Genomic DNA, 21,409 nt, shown 5'->3' with positions numbered 1-21,409 from the left:
AGTGGCGACGACCAACGACCTCAAGAACGGCATGGTGCTGAAGCTCGACGGCGGAGAGCTGTGGGCCGTTGTGGAGTTCCAGCACGTCAAGCCGGGCAAGGGCGGTGCGTTCGTGCGCACCAAGCTCAAGAACGTGCTGTCCGGCAAGGTCGTGGACAAGACCTTCAACGCCGGCGTGAAGGTCGACGTGGCCAACGTCGACAAGCGCGAGATGCAGTACTCCTACCGGGACGGCGACGACTTCGTGTTCATGGACACCGAGACCTACGACATGGTCAACGTGTCCGCCCGCACGGTCGGCGACGCCGCCAACTACATGCTGGAGAACACCCTGGCCACGGTGGCCTTCAACGAGGGCGCCGCGCTCTACGTCGACCTGCCCGCCGCGGTCGAGCTCACGATCGCCAACACCGAGCCCGGCCTGCAGGGCGACCGCTCCACCGGCGGCACCAAGCCGGCCACGCTGGAGACCGGCGCCGAGATCAAGGTGCCGCTGTTCATCACCACCGGCGAGAAGGTCAAGGTCGACACCCGCAGCGGCGAATACCTCGGCCGGGCCTGAGGTGTCGGCACGGGGCAAGGCACGCAGGCGCGCGCTCGACATCCTCTTCGAGTCCGAGATCCGCGGCGAGGATCCGCTCAAGATCCTCGCCGAGCGGGTGGAGCGGCAGGAGCCGCCGGTCAACGAGTACACCTCGGCCCTCGTCGAGGGCGTCGCCCGGCACCAGGCGCGCATCGACGAGCTGATCACCACCTACGCCGAGGGCTGGACCCTCGAGCGCATGCCCGCGGTCGACCGCAACCTCCTGCGCGGCGGCACGTACGAGCTGCTCTGGATGCCCGACGTGCCCGAGGGCGTGGTCATCAGCGAGTGGGTCCACCTGGCCGGCGAGCTGTCCACGGACGAGTCGCCGCAGTTCGTCAACGGGCTGCTGGCCCGCTTCAAGCAGCTCAAGCCCAGCCTGACCCTGTAGGGGCCCGGCGCGCGGATTTGACCTTCACGCGACGTCAACGTGTCTCATGGAGACATGAGGATCGGCGAGCTAGCCGCGCTGGTCGGGGTCTCCACCCGGACCGTGCGCCACTACCACCACATCGGCCTGCTTCCCGAGCCGGCGCGGCAGGCCAACGGCTACCGCGAGTACCGGCTCGCGGACGCGGTGACCCTGGCCCGCGTCCGGCAGCTCGCCCGGCTGGGGCTCTCCCTCGACGAGCTGCGCGACGCCCTGGCCGACGACGACGGCCGTGACCTGCGCGAGGTGCTCCAGGAACTGGACGCCGACCTCGCCAGGGAGCAGGAGGCGATCGCGGCCAGGCGGGCCCGCCTGGCCGTGCTGCTCGCCCGCGTGGAGGAGGGGTCCGGCGCCGCGCTCATGTCGGCCGACATGGCCGGCCTGCTGCGCGACCTGTCCCTCGACGGGTCGCGCTTCGCCGAGCTGGACCGCCAGATGCTGACGCTGGCCAGCGCCATGGGCGGCCCGGAGGGCGAGAGCGCGGTGATGGAGCTGATGCGGCCCCTCACCGAGCCCGACATGCTCGCCCGCGGGCTCGACCTCTACCGGCGGCTGGACGACCTCGCCGCCGCCGACCCGGACGACCCCCGGGTGGCCGGGCTCGCCGCCGACCTGGCCGGGCACATCCCGGACGCGATGGCGTCGGCGATGATCGACAACAGCCGTGACGCGGCGGCGGGCGGCTCGCCGGCGGCGGACGGCGACCGGTGGCTGGAGACGTTCGCGGCCGAGATGACACCCGCGCAGGCCGAGGTGCTGCGGCTGTTCATGGAGCGGCTGCGCGAGCGGGCGTCATGACGAGGATCGCGCGCGGCGCGCTGTACGCCGTCGTGCCCGCCGAGTGCCTGCTGGCCGTGCTGCTCGTGTCGGGGATCCGTCCGCCGGCCCTGCTGCTCGCGGGCGCGGAGACGGTCGCCGCGCTGGTGCTCGCGCTGGAGGCGGTCGTCGCCGGCCGGCTGTACCTGGCCGGGCGCCGGGCGGGCGCGAGCCGGCGGGGCGCGCTGTCGGCCACCGTCCACGCCCTGGTGCCGCCGTTGGTGCGCAGGCTGGTCGAGCTGGAGGCGCGGGGCCTGGCCGCCCTCGTCCTGTTCGTGGCCCGGCGCGGCCGTCCCCGGGTGCCGGCGGGCGCCGTCGCCGTCCCGTACGCGGGGGAGCAGGCGGCGCTCCAACTCGTCCTCACCTTCGCGCTGGCCATGGAGACCGTGGTGGTGGACCTGCTGCTCGTCTCCTTCGGGGTGCCCGCCGCGATCCGGCTGCCGGTGCTGCTGATCGACGCGTACGGGGTGCTGTTCTGCCTGGCCCTGGCCGCCTCCTGCGCGTTGCGGCCGCACCTGGTGAGCCGCGAGGAGCTGCGCGTCAGGTACGGCGAGTACCTCGACCTCCGCGTCCCGCGCGAGCTGATCGCCTCGGCCGCGGTGGCGCGCTCGTACAACGAGAAGCGCATGGTCGCGGTGGAGGACGGGCGGCTGCGGGTCGCGGTGGGATCCCAGACGAACGTTGCCGTCGAGCTGACCGCCCCCGTCACCGTCGTGCGCCCGCTCGGCGGCCGGGCCGAGGTCACGTCGGTGCGGTTCTTCGCCGCCGACCCCGCCGCCGTGGTCCGCGCCCTGCGCCCGGCCCCGGTGCCGTGACGGACGGCCCGCGTCCCCGCCCCCGCGCCGTGACGGTCCGTGTCCACGGCACCCGTGGCAGCACGTGGGAGGCGCGGGACGGCGTAGGCTGGGGCGCGTCGGAGGAGCGAGAAGGAGGCGAGCCGAGGTTGCGTGCTGAAGGCGTCACGAGGCCCCCGGCGGTGCGGACCGCCGTCGTCTGGGACGCGCTGCTGGCCGAGCTGGCCCGGCTGGGCGAGACCACCGGGCGCGAGCGGCTCGACATCGTCGACGCCGGCGGCGGCACCGGAGGGTTCGCCGTGCCGCTGGCCGAGCTGGGCCACACCGTCACGGTCGTCGACCCGAGCCCCGACTCGCTGGCCGCGCTGGAGCGCCGGGCCAAGGAGAAGGGCGTCGGCGTGCGCGGACTGCAGGGCGACCTCGCCGACCTGGCCGACCTGCTCGACCACGGGGGCGCCGACCTGGTGCTGTGCCACAGCGTGCTGGAGTACGTCGACGACCCGATCAGCGCGATGACCGCCGTCGCGGGGCTGCTGCGCCGGGGCGGCGCGGTGAGCGTGCTGGCGGCCAACCCGGTCGCGGCGGCCGTCCACCGCGCGCTGGCCGGTCACTTCGACGAGGCGCGGGCCGCGCTGGCCGACCCCGAGGGCCGGTGGGGCGACCGCGACCCCACCCCGCGCCGCTTCACCGCCGAGGCGCTGTCGGAGCTGCTGGCGGCCACGGGCTTCGCGGTGGGGGCCGTGCACGGCGTGCGGGTCTTCGCCGACCTCGTGCCCAGCCGGCTGGTCGACGGCGAGCCCGGCGCGGCGGAGGCGCTCGTGGCGCTGGAGCAGGCCGCGGCCGGTCATCCCGTGCTGCGCGACATCGCCACCCAGCTCCACGTCCTGGCCCGCCGCGGCTGACCCGCCGGACGGGCGCCGCCCGGGCGTTCGTACGGGTGTTCGGATAGAATCGAGGACGTGTCCCGCAAGCAGATCACCGGCATCGGCCCCGCTCCGCGGACCGGGGTCGATGACAGCGGCTGTCCGATCCTGCACGTCGACATGGACGCCTTCTTCGCGAGCGTCGAGCTGCTGGAGCGGCCGGAGCTGCGCGGCCGGCCGGTGATCGTCGGCTCGCCCGCCGGCCGCGGCGTGGTGCTCAGCGCCACCTACGAGGCCAGGGCCTACGGCGTGCACTCGGCGATGCCCATGAGCCGGGCCCGCCGGATCTGCCCGCAGGCCGTGATCATCCCGCCGAGCCACGGCAAGTACTCCGAGGTGTCGCGGGGCGTCATGGAGGTCTTCCACGCGATCACCCCGCTGGTCGAGCCGATCGCCTCCGACGAGGCGTTCCTCGACGTGGGCGGCGCCAGGCGCCGGCTCGGCCCGCCCGCGGCGATCGCCGCGATGATCCGCGAGCAGGTGCGCGAGCGCTACGGCATCACCTGCTCGGTGGGGGTGGCCGGCAGCAAGTTCGTCGCCAAGCTCGCCTCCAAGCAGTGCAAGCCCGACGGCCTGCTCGTCGTGCCCGAGGCCGAGGTGGTGGCGTTCCTGCACCCGCTGCCCGTGTCGGCGCTGTGGGGCGTCGGCGAGCGCACCGAGCAGGCTCTCGTGCGGCTCGGCATCCGCACGGTCGGCGACCTGGCCCGCGTGCCGCCCGCCACGCTCCGCCGCGAGCTGGGTCACGCCGTGGGCGGCCACCTGGCCGAGCTGGCCTGGGGCCGCGACGAGCGGTCGGTCACCGCCCACACGCCCGACAAGAGCATCGGCAACGAGGAGACGTTCGCCGCCGACGTCGACGACCCCGAGACCATCCGGCGCGAGCTGCTGCGCCTGTCCGAACGCGTGGCGGCGCGCATGCGCGCGGGCGGCCACGTCGGCCGCACCGTGAGCGTGAAGCTGCGCCGGGCCGACTTCACCACCATCACCCGCTCGCGCACCCTCAAGGAGCCGACCGACGTGGCCCAGGAGATCTACGCCACGGCCTGCGAGCTGTTCGAGGCGGCCGGGCTGGAGCGGGTGCGCCTTCGCCTCGTCGGTGTCAGGATGGAGAACCTCAGGCCCGCCGACTCGGCTGCGCGGCAGCTCAGTCTCGGCGAGCGGGAGACGGGATGGCGGGAGGCCGAACGCGCGATGGACAAGGCGATCCGCAGGTTCGGGCCCGACGCGGTGCTCCCGGCGTCGCTTGTGCGCGGCAGACTTGATGAAATGGAAGCATGACGCCGATGTCGTCGCCGATGTCACGAGTCGGGGGGAGTGTGGGGAGTGGTGCCTAGATGACCCACAATGGAGCTATGACGTCACCTCCGGTTTGGTCTGCGTTGGACGTTTGCTTTCGCCTACGTCTACAGCCTCGTATTCTGGGGATAACCGACCGCGAGGTCCGGACACCCCGTGTTCGTTGCCGTCTTCCCCGTCCTGGGGCCGTCCTTGGGAGGCGCCGTGCCGCTCTCTGAGCACGAGCAGCGCTTGCTCGACCAGATCGAGCAGGCACTCTACGCCGAGGATCCGAAGTGGGCCAACACCGTCAGGATCAGTGACCCCCGCAGCCACTACAAGCGCCGCCTGATCAAGGCCTCCATCGGCTTTGCGCTCGGGGTCGTGCTCCTCATGGTCGGTGTGGTGATCAACCTGATCCCGCTCGGCGTCGGCGGCTTCGTGGTCATGCTCGCCGCGTGTCTGTGGGGCCTGTCGAGCTGGAAGCGCATGAACGGCTTCGTCGACACCGCCTCCGGTTCCGCTCCCGCGCCGGGCAAGCAGGCCCGTCGCGGCGGCCGGGGCACGTTCATGGAGCGCATGGAAGAGCGCTGGCGCCGCCGTCACGACGAGCGCTGACCCGGACCCTTCCCGGCACGACCGTGCGGTCATCCCCCAGGAACGACCGCACGGCCACCCGCCGGTCCGGGCGCCTCCCGACACGGTCGTGCGGCCGTTCCCCGGGACGTCCCCCGGGAACGACCGCACGATCACGCGTGTCCCGTCACGACCCCTTCGGGGCCGCCCGGCGCAGCCGCAGGCTCTCCAGCCGGTCGAAGCCGTCCAGCAGCCCCTCGCCCAGCCGGCGCAACCGGCGCAAGGTCGAGGGCGGCAGCAGCACGGCGCGCACCCGCCGCCCCCGCGACACCGTCGCCGCCAGCGCCCGCCGGATCGTGCGCAGGTCCTGCCGCATCGGCCCGATCTCCCCGGGCGAGCGGGCGAACAGCGACCGCTCCACCGCCGACGCGACGGCCGCCAGGGCCGCCGCCGAGTCGGCGTCGAACTCGTACCGCTCGGCCAGCCTGCGCGCCAGCGCGCGCGGCGTCTCGCTGGCGCCGCGCTCCATCCCGTAGTCCAGCAGCAGGTCGTCGAGCTCCGCCCAGACGGCCGCCACGTTCGGCCGCCGCCCGGCCACGGCTCTGACGCCCGCACCGGAGCCGCCCTGGGGCGCGTCGGCCCCGTCCAGCCCGGACGGCGCGCCGCCAGTCCGTCCCGCGCCGTCGAGGCGGCGCAGCCGCCGCCCGCGCGTGAGCAGCCGCAGCGCGGCCGGCACCAGCAGGAGCAGCAGGAGCACGCCCGCCCCGATGCCCACGTAGGCGGGCCACGGCGCCGGCTCCTCGGCCGGCAGCCCGACCGGCTGCAGCGTGGCCTCGCGGTCCAGCTCGCGCGGGTTGGCCCGGCCCTGCGGCGACAGCGGCTCGTCGGCGGAGCTGCTCGTCGCGCCGGGCGTCGGCGTCGAACCGTCGCCCGTCCGGTCCGGCGGCGGCACGGTGTACGCGGGGACCCGGGCGCTGCCCTGACCCAGGGAGCCCGTCGGCGTCGGCTCGAACGGCAGCCAGCCCACGCCCTCGAAGTACAGCTCGGGCCAGGAGTGGGAGTCGTTCGTCCCCACCGTCCAGCGGTCGCCGACCTTCGTGCCGCCGGTGTAGCCGATCGCCACCCGCGACGGGATGCCCGCCAGCCTGGCCAGCACCGCCATCGACGCCGCGAACTGCTCGCAGTACCCGGCCCGGCTGCGCAGCAGGAAGTCCTTCAGCGCCGAGTTGCCGTGGCCCTGCGTCTGCAGGGTGTAGGTGAAGTTGCCGGTCTTGGTGAAGAACTCCTGGAGCTTGACCGCCGCGTCGTAGCTGGTGCGGGCCCCCTTGGTGACCTCGTCGGCCAGCGCCCGGATCTCCGGGGGCAGGTCGTCCGGCACCTTCAGGTAGCGGTCGTCGAGGTCGGGCCGCGACTGCGGCAGCGACTTCAGCAGCTCGCTGGTCGGCGCCGGCTCGCTGGTCGACACCTTGTACTCCAGGCCCGCGGCCTCCTCACGGGTGGAGAAGACCATGAGCGTGCCCACGTCGGCCCGCCAGTCGCCGTCCACCTGGATCTGCCGCGGCGGGTACGGCAACGGCAGGAACGACAGCTTCGCGATCTCGTCGCTGATCCGGATGTCGGTCACCACGTTCGCGACCGGCACGCCCCGGGACAGGCCCGGCGGCGGCGGGAGCGGCCCGTTCTCGGTCCGGTTGTCCGGCGACCCCTTGGGCTCGGTCATGCCGAACTGGTCGCCGTCGAACGTGTCGAGCGCGTAGATGCGCAGGTAGCGCGGCTTGTCGTCGCTGTTGGTGTACGACAGCACGACCCGCTGCTCCGGCAGCTCCAGCTGGCCCTTCAGGTTGGCGATCGGGTTGGGGATGCTGATGGAGTTGCCGGCACCCGCACCCCGGCCGCCCACGCCGAAGGTGAAGAACGACACCGGCTCCATCACCGGCAGCGCGGCCGGCACCAGCACGGCCAGCACCACCGCCGCGAACCCGATCCGCTTGCCCGACAGCCGCAGGCCCCGCGTGTCGGCGGTCTCCCGCACCCGGTCCGCGTCCTGCCGTGCCCGGCCCGCCGCGCCCGGCGGCTGCGGGGCGGCCGCGCGGGTGGTGCGGCGTACCAGCACCGCACGTCCCCAGTGGCCCACCCGCTCGCGGCCGTCGGCCAGCAGCAGGCCGAGGAAACCGGACGCGGCGATCACGAACGCCGGCCAGCTGATCGGGTCCGCCAGGATCGTCGCCGGCACCGTGGCCAGCGCCAGCAGCGGCAGCCCGGCCAGCGCCGCCCGCCGCATCCGCGCCGCGAGCAGGTCCACCAGCAGCGCGATGAGCCCCACGCCGCCGCAGGTGAGCAGCGTGATACCGGCGTTGGCGGGCACCGGCGCGGCGAAGCGCTGGATGTCGGTCCACCCGGACCCGAACAGCCGGGCCAGCTCCACGACCGACGCCTTGGTCGGCACCACCCACGCCCACGCCTTGCCGGCGGCGAACGACGCGGTCAGGTAGACCCACAGCGCGACCGCGCCCACCGGCGGCGCCGCCCACAGGGGCAGCGACAGCCGTCCGCTCAGCATGCTCGCGGCGAGGACCGCGAGCACCGCGCCCAGCGTCCCCCAGAACCACGAACCGCCCTCGAACAGCGGATAGAGCAGGATCGCCGCGCAGAACGTGGCCACCGCCGCCGCGACCGACAGCCTCATGCCGTACCTCCCGCCGGGCTCAGCGCGTATCTGCCGCGGTTGGCGGCCGCCTGCCACACGGAGGCGATCGACGTGCCCGCGGGCAGCCGCACGATGCGCCAGCCGTAACCGCTGAGCACGGCCTGCACCGCCTGGTAGTCCTCGTTCGAACCGGGCTCGCTGCCGCTCCAGGTGTCCACGTCCAGCAGCACCGCCACGCCCGTGATGCCGCTGTGCCGCACCCTCCCCAGCTCCCGGGCCTCCTCCGGGTCGAGGGAGCCGAGCACGGCCACGACCAGCCCGTCGCCGCCGCCCTGCCGCAGCGCCGAGACCGCCATGTCCAGCGAGCGGACCGGGCTCTGCCGCACCACGGCGAGCGTGTCGAGCAGCGACCAGCTCAGGCCCGTGTCCGTCAGGTGCTCGGCGCCCTGGTCGGTGACCAGGCGCAGGCCGAGGCCCTCGTGAGCGAGATGCACGCCGATGGAGGCCGCGGCCGAGACCGCCACCTCGAACGACGAGCGCGGCCCTTCACCGCGGTGGGCGTGACGGCGCGTGTCGAGCAGGAGCGCGCCGCGGCTCTGCCACTGCTGCTCCTCGCGGCGCACCATCAGCTCGCCGCGCCGCGCCGTGGAGCGCCAGTGGACCCGGCGCAGGTCGTCGCCCTGCCGGTACTCGCGCGGGGCCACGTCGTCGTCTCCGGCCGCGGCCACGCTGCGGGTACGGCTGTCGCCGCCGCCCGTCCACTCGCCGGACAGCCGTACGTGCGGCAGCGGCACGACCTGCGGCGTCACCACCAGCGTGTCGGCGATCGTGAACGAACGCGACAGCTCCACCAGCCCGAACGGGTCGGTGATGCGCACCGACAGCGGCCCGATCGTGTAACGGCCGCGCAGGTCGGAGCGGACCCGGTAGTCGATCTCGCGGACGCCCCTGGCCTCCACTTTGTCGAGCACGAACCGGGGCCGCACGCCCAGCGCGTACGGCACGGTGTCCTCGATGAGCAGCAGCCCGGTGGGCAGGCGGGTGACGTTCTCCAGGCGCAGCGTCACGGTGGCCTCCCCGCCCACCTCGGCCCTGGCCGGGTCCAGCCGCCTGGCGCAGCTCAGCCGGTACCGGGTGCGCGCCGCCACCATGGCGGCCAGCAACGGCAGCGCCGCCACCAGCACCCCGATCCGGAACAGGTCGTTCTCTCCCAGCAGGACCGCCATCACCAGCGCCGCGACACCGGAGGCGAGGAACGAGCGGCCCCTCGCGGTGAGCGCCCGCAGCCCCGCTCTCACGACGCCCTGGTCTCCGGCACGGGCACGCGCCGGACGAGGTCGGTCACCACCTGCTCCGGCAGGCGGCGCTGGCCCTGGGCCTCGACGCTCGGCAGCAGCCGGTGCGCCAGCACGGGCACGGCCAGGTCCTGCAGGTCGTCCGGGATGACGTAGTCGCGGCCGGCCAGCGCGGCGTGCGCCCGCGCGGCGCGCACGAGCTGCAGCGTCGAGCGGGGCGAGGCGCCGAGCCGCAGGTCGGGGGAGTGGCGGGTGGCGACGACCAGGTCGATGGCGTACTTCTTGACCGGCTGCGACACGTACACGCCGCGCACCGCCTCGATGAGCGCCCGCACCTCGGCCGTCGTCGCGACCGGCTGCAGCTTGTCCAGCGGGGAGGCGCCGCCGTGGACGTCGAGCATCTCCAGCTCGGCGTGCGGCTCGGGGTAACCCATCGCGACGCGGGCGGTGAAGCGGTCACGCTGCGCCTCGGGGAGGGGATAGGTGCCCTCCATCTCGATGGGGTTCTGGGTGGCGATCACCATGAACGGGCTGTCGAGCTGGTACGTCACGCCGTCCACCGTGACCTGGTGCTCCTCCATGCACTCCAGGAGGGCCGACTGGGTCTTCGGGGAGGCGCGGTTGATCTCGTCGCCGACCACGATGTTGGCGAAGACGGGGCCGGGCTTGAACTCGAACTCGCGCGTCTGCTGGTTGTAGGCGCTGACGCCGGTGATGTCGCTCGGCAGCAGGTCGGGGGTGAACTGCACGCGGCGCACCGGGCAGTCGATGGAGCGCGCCAGCGCCTTGGCCAGCATGGTCTTGCCGACGCCCGGCACGTCCTCGATCAGCAGGTGACCCTCGGCGAGCAGGACGGTCAGGGTGAGGCGGACGGCGTCGCTCTTCCCCTCCACCACGGACTCGACGGCCTCGCGGATCCGGTGCGCTGTGGAGACCAGCTCGTCGAGCTGGGGAGGGACGTCATGGGTAACTGCCACCAGGCCTCCATGAGAAGAAGTGCGACGGTCGTCCCTAGTGGCGGGCAAGCCATTGCGGGAGCCATGCCGTTCCTTTTCCATTGTGTGTACGACCCTACGATGCTGCGGGTTGTGGGGCGACTTTTGCCGATTTTCCAGAGAACTTGGACGATGTCCTGTTCTTGTGCCATAGCGGTGCGAATCCAGTGACATCGCGGCTACCATGCGCGCCCCACTTTTCCCCACGCCCGTTCCTTCGCGCGTCCGGCTCCGCTTGCCTGCCGTTCCTGCGCGCGTTCCGACACGCCCGTGGCCGCCCACGCCCCCTCCGCGCCCCCCACCTCGCCCCACCGCTCTGACCTGCGGAAACGCGAAACGATCAGGCTGTGACATGGGGTTGAATCAGTTGACGGTGGGGAGAAGTGGAGTATGGTGGTGCGCAGTGGAGGGCCGGTGCGCCAGCGTCGAGCGCTTCACTAGGCACGGGAGGTGGGGCCGATGTTCCTCGGCACCCATCAACCGCGTCTGGACGACAAGGGACGGCTGTTCCTGCCGGCTAAGTACCGTGAGGAGCTGGCGGAGGGTCTTGTGATCACCAAAGGCCAGGAGCGATGCCTCTACGTCTTTCCCGTGGAGGAGTTCCAGCACATTACCGAGGCTCTCAGCACCGCCCCGGTCACCGCCAAGGCGGTGCGTGATTACAGCCGCGTCTTCTTCGCCAGCGCGTCCGACGAGACCCCCGACAAGCAGGGCCGCATCACCATCCCGCAGAGCCTGCGGCAGTATGCCGGCCTGCAACGCGACTGCGTCGTCATCGGGGCCAACACCCGGTTGGAGATCTGGGACGCGCAGGCGTGGGACACCTATCTCAGCGCTCAGGAGCAGGCGTTCGCCGACCTGTCGGAGGAGGTGCTGCCAGGGATCCTGTAGAAGCCACGGTAGATCCGTCGGAGATGTCGTTCGGCGAGGTCTCCACCCGCAACCACTGCCGGCCAGCTGATGCACCTTCCCCGGTGTCAGATGGCGGGCGTCCACGAAGAGGGTGCGGATGGGGACCTGGCCGGGCGGCGCCGGGTGGGGACCCAGGAAGGGCCGATAGGATCGCCGACCGCGTCATCCGCGAGCAAGGACGCGAGAGGGGGGTTGGAGATGAGCGACGCCACAGGCAACGGCGGTCACGTTCCGGTCATGCTCGACCGCGTACTGGAGCTGCTGGCTCCGGCGCTGGGCGGTGATCGTCCCGTGGTCGTCGACGCCAACCTCGGCCTCGGTGGCCACTCGGAGGCCCTGCTCGCCGCCCATCCGGCGCTCCACCTGATCGGCATCGACCGCGACCCTTTCGCGATCGACTTCTCCACGCGCCGGCTCGCCCCGTACGCGGAGCGGACCACCCTGGTCCACGCCTCCTCCGACCAGCTCGCCGAGGTGGTCGCCACCACCGGCGCCGCCCTCGGCCGCACCACGGTCGACGGCGTGCTGTTCGACCTGGGGGTCTCCTCGCCGCAGCTCGACGAGGCCGAGCGCGGGTTCGCGTACTCCTATGACGCCCCGCTGGACATGCGGATGGACACCGAGCAGGAGCTCACGGCGGAGAAGGTGGTCAATACCTACTCGGCCGGGGAGCTAACGCGCATCCTCCGTGATTATGGCGAGGAACGGTTCGCACCGCGTGTCGCGGGCCTAATTGTCAAGGAAAGGGCCAAGGAGGCCATAACGTCGACGAAGCGGCTCGCGGAGATCGTGCGGCAGGCGATTCCGGCCGCGACCCGGCGCACCGGGGGCAACCCCGCCAAGAGGACTTTCCAAGCGCTGCGCATCGAGGTCAACGCGGAGCTCGCCGCCCTGGAGGCGGCGCTGCCCGCGGCCCTCGACGCGCTGGCGCTCGGGGGGAGAGTCGTCGTGCTCTCCTACCACTCCCTGGAGGACCGGCTCACCAAGCAGGTCCTCACGGCGCGAACCAGGGACACCAGCCCACCCGGGCTCCCCGTCCCGCTGCCGGCGCACCAGCCGCGGTTCCGCCTGGTGACGAGGGGGGCCGAGCTCCCCAGCGAAGAAGAGCTGGCCCGCAACCCGCGGGCTGCCTCGGCCCGGCTACGGGCGGCAGAGAGGATCCGTGTTGACGACCACGACTGAGCAGGAGACCAGGCGGCGCGCGTCCGCCCGCGGCACCGTGCTCGAGCCCGCCGCGCCCGGCACCGCCACGCCCGACGGCGCGTCCGACACCGGCGCGCCCGGAGCGGGCGCGTCCGGTTCCGCCGCTTCGGGTGGTGGCGCGTCCAGGGCGGGCGCGTCCGGCCGCGGTGCCTCCGGTTCCGCCGCCTCGGACGCCGACACGCCGGTCATCACGCTGCCCGACTTCACCTCTCCCGACTTCAGCTCGCCCGACCGGCCGCCGGCCGGTTCGTCGCGGCCGGGCACGGCGAGGTCCGGTGCGCGCGGCGGGGTCAAGGGCGGGGCCGGCACGGGCCGGCGCAGGCCCGCGCCCGCCCAGCAGCCCAAGAACGGCACCCGCACGCTCACCGGCCCCGCCGGCACGTCACCCGCCGCGCCGCCCGCGCGGCCGTCCGCCGAGCCCACGACGAGACCGGGTCCCGGCACGGGCCCCGGCCAGGAGCCGTCGCCTTCGGCGCGCCCGGTCCCGCGTCCGCGTCCGTCCGCCGAGCCCGCCTCCCGCCGGGACCGGAGCGAGCGCGCCGCCCGTCCCGCGGCCCGGGGCGTCCCGGCCCGCCGCCGTCAGCGGGCGCCGTTCGTGCTGCTCGTCGTCGGGCTGCTCTGCGGCGGCCTGGTGAGCCTGCTGCTGCTCAACACCGTGCTCGCCCAGGACTCGATCACCGCCTCGCGGCTGCGTGGCGAGATCGCCGCCGCCCGCCAGCACAACGACCGGCTCAAGCAGGTGATCGAGGAGGAGACCCAGGCGGCCGTCATCGCCAGGCGGGCCGAGGACCAGGGGCTCCACCTCGACAACAGCATCAACCCGCTCACGCTCGGCGACACCGGCAAGGGCGCCGCCAAGCCCGGCACGGGCACGGAGACCGGCACCCCGGCCACCGACGGCACCGGCACCCCGGCCACGAAGGGCGCCACCACCGGCACCGCCACCACCGGCACGCCGACCGGCGGCACGGCCGAGACCGGCAGGACCGGCGCCACCACGGGCACCACGTCCGGCACGACGTCCGGCACCACGGCGGTGACCGGCGGCGAGGGCCGTCCGGCCGGCACGTCCGGCGGTGAGGCGCGTACGGGTGGCACATCCGGGGACGACGCCCGGACCGGTGACGCGTCCGGCGGTGAGGCCGGCGGCACGTCCGATGCCACGGCCGGGCAGGGCGCCGAGGGCGGCGTCCCGGCCGACGCCGGGCGGGTGGGCCGGACCCGGTGAGGGAGACAGGCGGCAGGGGCCAGGGGCCCGGCCGTGGCGGGGGCGGCGCCGGCTCTCAGGGAGGGCCCGGCGCCGCCCGTCGTACGCCCGGCGGTCCTGGAAGGCCGGGCAGGCAGACGGGTGCGTCCCGTTCGGAGGGGACGGGGCGCGCGCCGTCCGACGACCGGCACGATCCCCGGCACCGCCACGACCCGTTCGACCTGCCCTTCGATCTGTCCTCCGGCGGCTCGCCCGGCGACGACCCGGACGACCGGCCGCGCGGCCGCACCTCCCGTGACCGCACGCCCCAGGACCCGCCCCGTGACCGCACGCCCCAGGACCCGCCCCGCACCCGCGCGCCGCAGGACACGGCGGGCAGCCGTGCCCGCCGCGACCCGGACGACGAGCCGGGGCCGCGTGGCCGCCTGCGCCGGATCCACGACGACGACCCGCGCGACCTCGCCGCGGGACGCGCGCGCCGCGACCGTGACGGCGCCGGGCGGGACGCCGCGCCGCGTGCCCGCGCGGGCCGTGAGCGTGACGACGCCGCGCGGGACGCCGCTCCCCGGGGACGCCTGCGCCGTGACCCCGACGGAGAAGCACAGGGCCCCGCACGGGGCCGTACGCGCCGGGACTGGGAAGGTGACCCGCTGGACCTGCCACACGGCCGCGGGCCGGAAGACGGCGCGCGCGGGCGGTCGGGCGGCCGCTCGGCCGACGACCGGATGAACACCCGCCAGGACCGGCCGGGCGGCGGCGCCGGGCGCGACTCCGGCGGCGGCCGCCGCTCCCGCCAGGACGACGGCGAGCCGGCGGACTGGGACCCGCTGGCCGGTTCCGCCCGCTCCAGGCGCGCCGCCCAGGACCGCGACGACGATCTGCCGCCCCTCAGGGGACGCGGCGAGACCCCGTCGGCGCGCGCCCGCCGCCAGGACGACGGCGACGGCCCGCGTGCCCGCTCCCGCCAGGAGCCCCTGGGGCGGGTCATCCGCGGCCGTCAGGACGACGACTCCGCGCCCGGCCGTGGCCGCGCGCGCGGCGAGAGCCCCGCCTCCGGCGGCCCCGCGCGGAGCGAGACCGGCGAGCCGGGCGGCCGGCTGCGCGGCGGGACGGACGGCCGACTGCGCGGCGGAGCACGGGGCGAGACGGACGGCGGAGCACGGGACGAGGCGGACGACAGAGCACGGGGCGGAGCGGACGGCGGAATGCGGGGCCGGGCGGACGGCGGAATGCGCGGCGCGAGCGGCGGAGCGCGCGGCGCGAGTGGCGCGAGCGGTGGCCGGGCCCGCGACGAGGCCGAGAGGCCGTCCGGGCGCGGCCGCCTGCGCCAGGACGGCGCTCAGGGACCAGCAGCGGGCCGGGCCTCCTCACAGGACCCCGACCCACGCGACCCCCGCAGCCGCGACTCGCGCGACCGTGACCCCCGCGACCCCCGCGACCGCGACCCCCGTGACCCGCGCGACCGTGACCCGCGCGACCGCGTGCCTCGTGACCGCGACCCTCGTGAGCGCGACCCCCGCGACCGCGACCGCGACCCCCGTGACCGGGGCGGCGCGCGTGGTCGGGCCGCCGCGCAGGAGCGCGACCCCCGCGGACGTCCCCCCAAGGACGCCCCAGGCCGCGCCACCGGCCCGCGCAGGAGCGCTCCGCGCCGCGGGCCCGCGAGCCCGCTCGCCCGCGGCGTGGGCGCGCTGCTGTCCCGCATGCCCGGAGCCCGCGACGCCTGGAGCCACGACGGCCGGGACCCCGACGGCCGGGGCCCGGGCGGGGGAGGGCGCGGCGGCGGTCCCGGGTCGGGGCGCAGGCCGCCGTCCCGCCCCGCCAGGCCGCCCCTCGTGCTGCGCCTCGGCAGCCCGCGCCGGCGCATCAACGTCGGCCTCATCGGCATGACGTTCATCCTGTCGATCTTCGCCGGCCGGCTGATCCAGATGCAGGGCCTCGACTCCAAGGTGTACGAGGCGCGGGCCGCCAGCCAGCGCCTGCAGACCCAGCAGATCCCCGCCAAGCGCGGCACGATCACCGACGCCGGCGGACACCCGCTGGCCGTCACCGCCGAGGCGCGCGAGATCGCCATCGACCCCAGCGTGGTGCCCCCCACCGCGCGTGCCGCGGTCGCCCAGGCACTGGCCGCCCACCTCGGCAGGACCGAGCAGGAGATGGCGGCCAAGCTGGCCGTGACCGGCACCCGCTACCAGCTCCTGGCCAGGGACGTCGACCCCGTCGTGGCCGCCCGCCTGCTCAAGGGCGGCGTGCCGGGCCTGACGGCGAAGAAGACCTACCGGCGCCTCTACCCGGCGGGCGATCTGGCGGGCAGCCTCATCGGGTTCGTCGGCGACGAGGGCAAGGGCCTCGGCGGCATCGAGGCGGCCAAGAACTCCCTGCTGGCCGGCCGAGACGGCGAGCAGCGGGCCGAGACGGGCCGCGACGGCCAGCCCATCCCCATGACCAGCACCCAGCGCACCGCCCCGGTCGACGGCCGCGACGTGCGGCTGACCATCGACCGCGACATCCAGTGGGCCGCCCAGCGGGCCCTGGCCGCGCAGGTGAAGGAGGCGGGCGCGAGCAGCGGCACCGTCATCGTCATGGACGTGCGGACGGCGCAGATCATCGCCATGGCCAACGCCCCCGAGCTCGACCTGAACAACTGGGGCGACGCCCCGCCCGGCCTGTACGTCAACCGGGCCGCCGCCGACGTGTTCGAGCCCGGCAGCACCAACAAGGTCATCACCGCGGCGGCGACGCTGGAGGCCGGCGTGGTCAGCCCCGACACGGTCTTCCAGGTCAAGGACAACATCAAGTGCGCCGACCGGGTGCTGCGCGACGCCCACCCGCACCCGGCGGAGGCGATGACGTTCCGCGAGGCCATGGCGCAGTCCAGCAACGTCGCGACCATCATGGCCGCCCGCAAGATCGGCAGCGAGCGGCTCTACCGCATGCTCAAGGCGTTCGGTTTCGGTGCGACTCCCGGGGGCGGCGTGCCCGGCGCCAGCGCGGGCCTGCTGCCCGACTACAAGACCTGGTCCGGCAGCCAGAGCTGCACGGTCGCCTACGGCCAGGGCGTGTCGGTGACCGCGCTGCAGATGGCCAGCGTGTACCAGACGATCGCCAACGGCGGCGTGAAGATCGAGCCGCAGATCGTGGCCGGCACGACGGACGCGTCGGGGCGGTTCGTCCCCTCCGCCCCGGGCAGGAAGACGCGCGTGGTCAGTGAGCGGACGGCCGAGGAGATCACCACCATGCTGGAGGCCGCGGTGAGCGCCCAGGGCACGGGCGAGCTCGCCGCCATCCCCGGTTACCGGGTGGCGGGCAAGACGGGCACCGCGGACCGCTACGATCAGCAGTTGGGCCGTTACGACGGATACACGGCCTCGTTCGTGGGCTTCAGCCCCGCCGACGCGCCCCGGCTGGTGGTGCTGTCGGTGCTGCAGAACCCGAAGAACGGACACTTCGGCGGGCAGATCGCCGCGCCCGTGTTCAAGGATGTGATGACGTTCGCCATCAAGAGCAGGAAGATCCCGCCCACGGGTTCCACCGCCCCCGCGGTGCGGACGCGCGCGGGACAGTGACCAGGGAGGGTACGCTGCCGCCGTGCGTCCCCCGTCGTCTATGCGTCCAACGACCAGTCCGCCCCGCCCGCTGACCGGGCTGGCGACCATGCTCGACGCCGAGTCCGGCTCGGCGAGGTCGCCCCATGCCGCGCTGACCGGTGTCACCATCGACTCGCGCGAGGTCCAGCGCGGCGACCTGTACGTCGCCCTGGCCGGCAGCACGGCCCACGGCGCGGCCTTCGCGGCGCAGGCCATGGCGCGCGGCGCCGTGGCGATCCTCACCGACGAGGCGGGCCGCGAGCGGGCCGTCGCCACCGGGCTGCCGGTGCTGGTCGTGCCCGACCCGCGCGCCCTGCTCGGGCAGGTCGCCTCCTGGGTGTACGGCCAGCCGGCCCGCGACGTCCAGGTGCTCGGCGTCACCGGCACCAGCGGCAAGTCCACCACCACGTTCCTGCTGGAGGCGGGGCTGCGGGCGGCCGGCCACACCACGGGCCTGGTCGGCGGCGTCGAGATCCACGCGGGCGACCTGGTGTTCCAGCCGCGGCTGACCACGCCCGAGGCGTCCGACCTGCACGGCCTGTTCGCGCTCATGCGCGAGCGCGGCGTGACGGCGGCGGCCATGGAGGTCTCCAGCCACGCCCTGGCGCTCGGCCGCGTCGACGGCGTCCACTACGACGTGGCGCTGTTCACCAACCTGTCGCAGGACCACCTGGACTTCCACAAGGACCTCGACGACTACTTCTCCGCCAAGGCCCGGCTGTTCCAGCCCGAGATGTGCCGGGCGGGCGTCACCAACTACGACGACCCGCACGGCCGCGAGCTGCTGGCGCGGGCCAAGGTGCCGATGACGACGTTCTCGGCGCTCGGCAACCCGGAGGCGGCCTGGCGGGCGCTCGACACGCGGCTCGGCGCCGACGGCAGCGCCTTCCGCGTGGTGGGCCCCGGCGGGGTCGAGGCCGACGCGCAGATCTCGCTGCCCGGCCCGTTCAACGTCGCCAACGCGCTCGGCGCCGTCGTCACCCTCGTCGAGGCCGGCGTGCCGCTCCAGACGGCCGTCCACGGCGTCGGCACGATGACCGGGGTGCCCGGCCGCATGGAGCGGGTCACGGGCGCCGGCGACGACTTCCAGGCCGTGGTCGACTACTCGCACAAACCGGGCGCGGTGGAGTCGGTGCTGCTGTCGCTGCGCGAGGTCACCGCCGGGCGGCTCACGGTGGTGCTCGGCTGCGGCGGCGACCGCGACACGGGCAAGCGGCCCCTCATGGGCGAGGCCGCGGCCCGGCTGGCCGATGTGGCGATTTTCACCAGCGACAATCCCCGTTCGGAGGATCCGCTGGCCATCCTGGCCGCGATGATGGAGGGAGCGCTCCGCGTTCCGCGGCACGACCGCGCTCATGTGATCATTGAGCCTGACCGCGCGGCCGCGATCGAGCTGGCGGTCGGCCAGGCCGGCCGCGGCGACGTGATCGTGGTGGCGGGCAAGGGCCATGAGCAGGGTCAGTACATTTCAGGCGAGGTGATCCCCTTCGACGACCGCGAGGTCGTCGCCCGGGCGATCGACGCACGCAAGGAAAGCAGGAAGCACGCATGATCCCGTTGCCTCTGGCCAGGATCGCCGAGATCACCTCGGGGGCCCTGTCGGGCATGGCCGACCCCCGCGCGGTGGTCCGCGGTCCGGTGGTGATCGACTCGCGGGACGTCCGACCGGGATCGCTGTTCGTCGCCTTCAAGGGCGCGCGCGTGGACGGTCACGACTACGCCGCCCAGGCGGTGCGGGCCGGGGCCGTCGCGGTGCTCGCGAGCCGGGCGGTCGACGCGCCCGCGGTCGTGGTGCCCGACACCGCCGCCGCGCTGGCCGCCCTGGCCACCGTGCAGAGCGCGGCCCTGCCCGGCGCCACCGTGATCGGCGTGACCGGCTCGGCCGGCAAGACCACCACCAAGGACCTCCTGGCCCGGCTGACCGCCCGCATGGGGGCCACGATCGCGCCGGTCGGCTCGTTCAACAACGAGATCGGCCACCCGCTGACCGTGCTCCGGGCCGACCACGAGACCCGGTTCATGGTGCTGGAGCTCAGCGCCCGCAACATCGGCCACATCCGCGCGCTCACCCGCATCGCGCCGCCGCGCATCGGCGTGGTCCTCAACGTCGGCACCGCCCACCTCGGCGTGTTCGGCGGCAAGGAGGCCATCGCCAAGGCCAAGGGCGAGCTGGTCGAGGCGCTGCCGCGCGACGGCGTCGCGGTGCTCAACGCCGACGACCCGCTGGTACGCGCGATGGCCGAGCGCACCGAGGCGCGGGTCACGCTGTTCGGCCGCGCGCCGGAGGCCGCCATCCGGGCCGAGGACGTCACCTTCGACGAGCGCGGCCGGGGCTCCTACACGCTGACCACGCCGTCCGGCTCCGCCCGGATCTCGCTGCAGCTGTACGGCGAGCCCGCGGTCGAGAACTCGCTGGCCGCCGCCGCGGCGGCCTACGAGCTGGGCCTGCCGGTCGCGACCATCGCCGCGGAGCTGAGCGAGGCGACCCCGCGCAGCCGCTGGCGCATGGAGGTCACCGACCGGCCCGACGGCGTCACCGTGATCAACGACGCCTACAACGCCAACCCCGACTCGATGCGGGCCGCGTTCGCCGCGCTCGGCAACCTCGGCCGGGGCCGGCGGCGCTTCGCCGTCATCGCCGCCCTGCGCGAGCTGGGCGAGGACTCCACGGAGCTCAACACCGACCTGGGCCGCCTGGCGGGCGGCGCGGGCCTGTCCGGGCTGGTGGTCGCCGGCCCGGAGGCCGACCCGGTGCTGGAGGGGGCGTACGCGGCGACCGGCCGCGCCGGCGCCTCGTCCGCGGCGGGCCGCGCTGAGGGCGCCCCGTCCGCGGCGACCGGCGGCGACGGAGCCCCGGCCGCGTCCCAGGAGAGCCCCACCCACCCGGGAGACATGTCCCCAACCGAGGACATGTCCGGAACGGGCGAGATGCCGATCGTGCACGTGCCCGACGCGGAGGCCGCCGCCGCGCAGGTGTCGCGGTGGCTGCGGCCCGGCGACGTCGTGCTCGTCAAGGGACCCCGCGCGATGAGCCTTGAGAGGACGGCCGAGCTGCTGCTCGGGGGTGCCACCCAGTGAACAACATCATCATCGCCGGCGCGGTGGGACTCATCCTGTCGATGCTCGGCACCCCCCTGGCCATCCGGCTGCTCTCCCGTCGTGGCTACGGCCAGGAGATCCGCGAGGAGGGGCCGTCCGGCCACTACGACAAGCGCGGCACCCCCACCATGGGCGGCATCGTCATCGTGCTGGCCTCGCTGCTGGCCTACGGCGGCTCCCACCTGGCCATGCTGTCGCCGCCCACCGTCTCGGGCCTGCTGGTGCTGTTCCTCATGACCGGCCTCGGCGCGGTCGGCTTCCTCGACGACTTCATCAAGATCTACAAGCAGCGCAGCCTGGGCCTGCGCAGCGGCGCCAAGGCGCTGGGCCAGCTCGTCGTCGGAGCCGTCTTCGCGGTGATGGTGACGCAGCAGCCCAACGTCTACGGCATCACGCCCGCCGAGCCGCGCCTGTCGTTCCTGCGCGACTTCGGGCCGCCCCTCACCATCGTCGGGTTCACCATCTGGGTGCTGATCATGATCGTCGGCTTCTCCAACGCGGTGAACCTCACCGACGGCCTCGACGGTCTGGCCAGCGGCGCGACCGGCGTCGTGCTCGCCGCGTACGTGCTGATCGGCAACTGGCAGCTGCGCAACAACTGCATCGACCAGCTCGGCCCCAACTGCTACTGGGTGCGCGACCCCCTCGACCTGGCCGTGGTGGCCGCCGCCGTGCTCGGGGCGCTCATCGGCTTCCTGTGGTGGAACGCGCCCCCCGCCAAGATCTTCATGGGCGACACCGGCTCGCTCGCGCTGGGCGGCGTGCTGGCCGGTCTGGCCATCGCCACCCGCACCCAGCTCCTGCTCATCATCCTCGCCGGCCTGTGCGTGATCATCACCCTGTCGGTGATCATCCAGGTGGGCTTCTTCAAGATGACCGGCAAACGCGTGTTCCGGATGGCGCCGCTGCAGCACCACTTCGAGCTGAAGGGCTGGGCCGAGACCACGATCGTGGTCCGGTTCTGGCTGATCGCCATGCTGTGCGCCGCGCTCGGCCTCGGCCTGTTCTACGTCGAGTGGATGCCGCGATGACCCCCGTCAGGCCGTCGCGTCCGGCGGGCGGAGCCG

At 74.2% G+C, this 21,409-nt stretch carries 17 protein-coding genes; 14 read left to right on the top strand and 3 right to left on the bottom strand.

The genetic code is table 11. From position 1 onward, the window contains the following. Window position 1 precedes the first annotated feature (1 nt). From efp to HT134_RS07020, 7 genes are all read left to right on the top strand, one after another. A complete protein-coding gene (gene efp / locus HT134_RS07050) occupies window positions 2-562 on the top strand; it encodes an elongation factor P (RefSeq protein ID WP_175599361.1) in 561 nt (186 codons plus the stop codon). Between the two features lies 1 nt (window position 563). Continuing rightward, window positions 564-974: a transcription antitermination factor NusB gene (nusB, locus tag HT134_RS07045; protein WP_175599360.1), complete on the top strand. Its 411-nt coding sequence runs from the start codon at window positions 564-566 to the stop codon at window positions 972-974. A 54-nt stretch (window positions 975-1,028) separates the two neighbouring features. Further along, window positions 1,029-1,811 (top strand): MerR family transcriptional regulator, encoded by a 783-nt coding sequence (locus HT134_RS07040; RefSeq protein ID WP_175599359.1) that lies wholly within the window; start codon window positions 1,029-1,031, stop codon window positions 1,809-1,811. After that, entirely contained in the window at window positions 1,808-2,644 is an 837-nt protein-coding gene (locus HT134_RS07035; protein ID WP_175599358.1) for a hypothetical protein, read from the top strand. The genes HT134_RS07040 and HT134_RS07035 overlap by 4 nt, the downstream gene beginning before the upstream one ends. A 128-nt stretch (window positions 2,645-2,772) precedes the next feature. After that, entirely contained in the window at window positions 2,773-3,525 is a 753-nt protein-coding gene (locus tag HT134_RS07030) for a methyltransferase domain-containing protein (RefSeq protein WP_175599357.1), read from the top strand. A gap of 57 nt (window positions 3,526-3,582) precedes the next feature. Beyond that, a complete protein-coding gene (locus tag HT134_RS07025) occupies window positions 3,583-4,824 on the top strand; it encodes a DNA polymerase IV (protein WP_175599356.1) in 1,242 nt (413 codons plus the stop codon). A 222-nt stretch (window positions 4,825-5,046) separates the two neighbouring features. Then, window positions 5,047-5,439: an SCO2097 family morphological protein gene (locus HT134_RS07020; RefSeq protein WP_175599355.1), complete on the top strand. Its 393-nt coding sequence runs from the start codon at window positions 5,047-5,049 to the stop codon at window positions 5,437-5,439. A gap of 145 nt (window positions 5,440-5,584) precedes the next feature. Here HT134_RS07020 and HT134_RS07015 read toward each other — a convergent pair whose 3' ends face one another. Genes HT134_RS07015 through HT134_RS07005 form a run of 3 tightly spaced genes read right to left on the bottom strand, consistent with a single transcriptional unit; the run spans window position 5,585 to window position 10,316 of the window. Next, window positions 5,585-8,083: a transglutaminase TgpA family protein gene (locus HT134_RS07015; RefSeq protein ID WP_175599354.1), complete on the bottom strand. Its 2,499-nt coding sequence runs from the start codon at window positions 8,081-8,083 to the stop codon at window positions 5,585-5,587. Further along, entirely contained in the window at window positions 8,080-9,342 is a 1,263-nt protein-coding gene (locus tag HT134_RS07010; RefSeq protein ID WP_175599353.1) for a DUF58 domain-containing protein, read from the bottom strand. Before HT134_RS07010 ends, HT134_RS07015 begins: the two co-directional genes overlap by 4 nt. Beyond that, window positions 9,339-10,316 (bottom strand): AAA family ATPase, encoded by a 978-nt coding sequence (locus tag HT134_RS07005; RefSeq protein ID WP_175588723.1) that lies wholly within the window; start codon window positions 10,314-10,316, stop codon window positions 9,339-9,341. The genes HT134_RS07010 and HT134_RS07005 overlap by 4 nt, the downstream gene beginning before the upstream one ends. Window positions 10,317-10,793: 477 nt before the next feature. Between HT134_RS07005 and mraZ the strand changes: the two genes are divergently transcribed. The 7 genes from mraZ to mraY all read left to right on the top strand — a co-directional run bounded on the left by mraZ (window position 10,794) and on the right by mraY (window position 21,373). Next, the gene (gene mraZ / locus HT134_RS07000) at window positions 10,794-11,225 is read left to right on the top strand and encodes a division/cell wall cluster transcriptional repressor MraZ (RefSeq protein WP_175599352.1); all 432 of its coding nucleotides are present in this window, start codon (window positions 10,794-10,796) and stop codon (window positions 11,223-11,225) included. Between the two features lie 219 nt (window positions 11,226-11,444). Further along, entirely contained in the window at window positions 11,445-12,428 is a 984-nt protein-coding gene (rsmH, locus tag HT134_RS06995; RefSeq protein ID WP_175599351.1) for a 16S rRNA (cytosine(1402)-N(4))-methyltransferase RsmH, read from the top strand. Then, window positions 12,412-13,677 (top strand): cell division protein FtsL, encoded by a 1,266-nt coding sequence (gene ftsL / locus HT134_RS06990; RefSeq protein WP_175599350.1) that lies wholly within the window; start codon window positions 12,412-12,414, stop codon window positions 13,675-13,677. The genes rsmH and ftsL overlap by 17 nt, the downstream gene beginning before the upstream one ends. A gap of 1,814 nt (window positions 13,678-15,491) precedes the next feature. Then, window positions 15,492-17,222, top strand: a complete 1,731-nt coding sequence (locus HT134_RS48280; protein ID WP_446685757.1) for a peptidoglycan D,D-transpeptidase FtsI family protein — start codon at window positions 15,492-15,494, stop codon at window positions 17,220-17,222. Between the two features lie 40 nt (window positions 17,223-17,262). Further along, the gene (locus HT134_RS06980) at window positions 17,263-18,795 is read left to right on the top strand and encodes a UDP-N-acetylmuramoyl-L-alanyl-D-glutamate--2,6-diaminopimelate ligase (protein WP_175599349.1); all 1,533 of its coding nucleotides are present in this window, start codon (window positions 17,263-17,265) and stop codon (window positions 18,793-18,795) included. Further along, window positions 18,792-20,321 carry a UDP-N-acetylmuramoyl-tripeptide--D-alanyl-D-alanine ligase gene (locus tag HT134_RS06975; RefSeq protein ID WP_175599348.1) on the top strand — a complete coding sequence of 510 codons (1,530 nt, stop codon included), beginning with the start codon at window positions 18,792-18,794 and terminating at the stop codon, window positions 20,319-20,321. The genes HT134_RS06980 and HT134_RS06975 overlap by 4 nt, the downstream gene beginning before the upstream one ends. Beyond that, window positions 20,318-21,373 carry a phospho-N-acetylmuramoyl-pentapeptide-transferase gene (gene mraY, locus HT134_RS06970; RefSeq protein WP_175599347.1) on the top strand — a complete coding sequence of 352 codons (1,056 nt, stop codon included), beginning with the start codon at window positions 20,318-20,320 and terminating at the stop codon, window positions 21,371-21,373. Before HT134_RS06975 ends, mraY begins: the two co-directional genes overlap by 4 nt. Window positions 21,374-21,409 lie beyond the last annotated feature (36 nt).

The sequence above is a fragment of the Nonomuraea rhodomycinica genome, assembly GCF_013363995.1.
In the GTDB taxonomy this organism is placed as follows: Bacteria; Actinomycetota; Actinomycetes; order Streptosporangiales; family Streptosporangiaceae; genus Nonomuraea; species Nonomuraea rhodomycinica.
The sequence above is the reverse complement of the archived record's forward strand: the minus strand, read 5'-3'. Positions and strand labels throughout refer to the sequence as shown.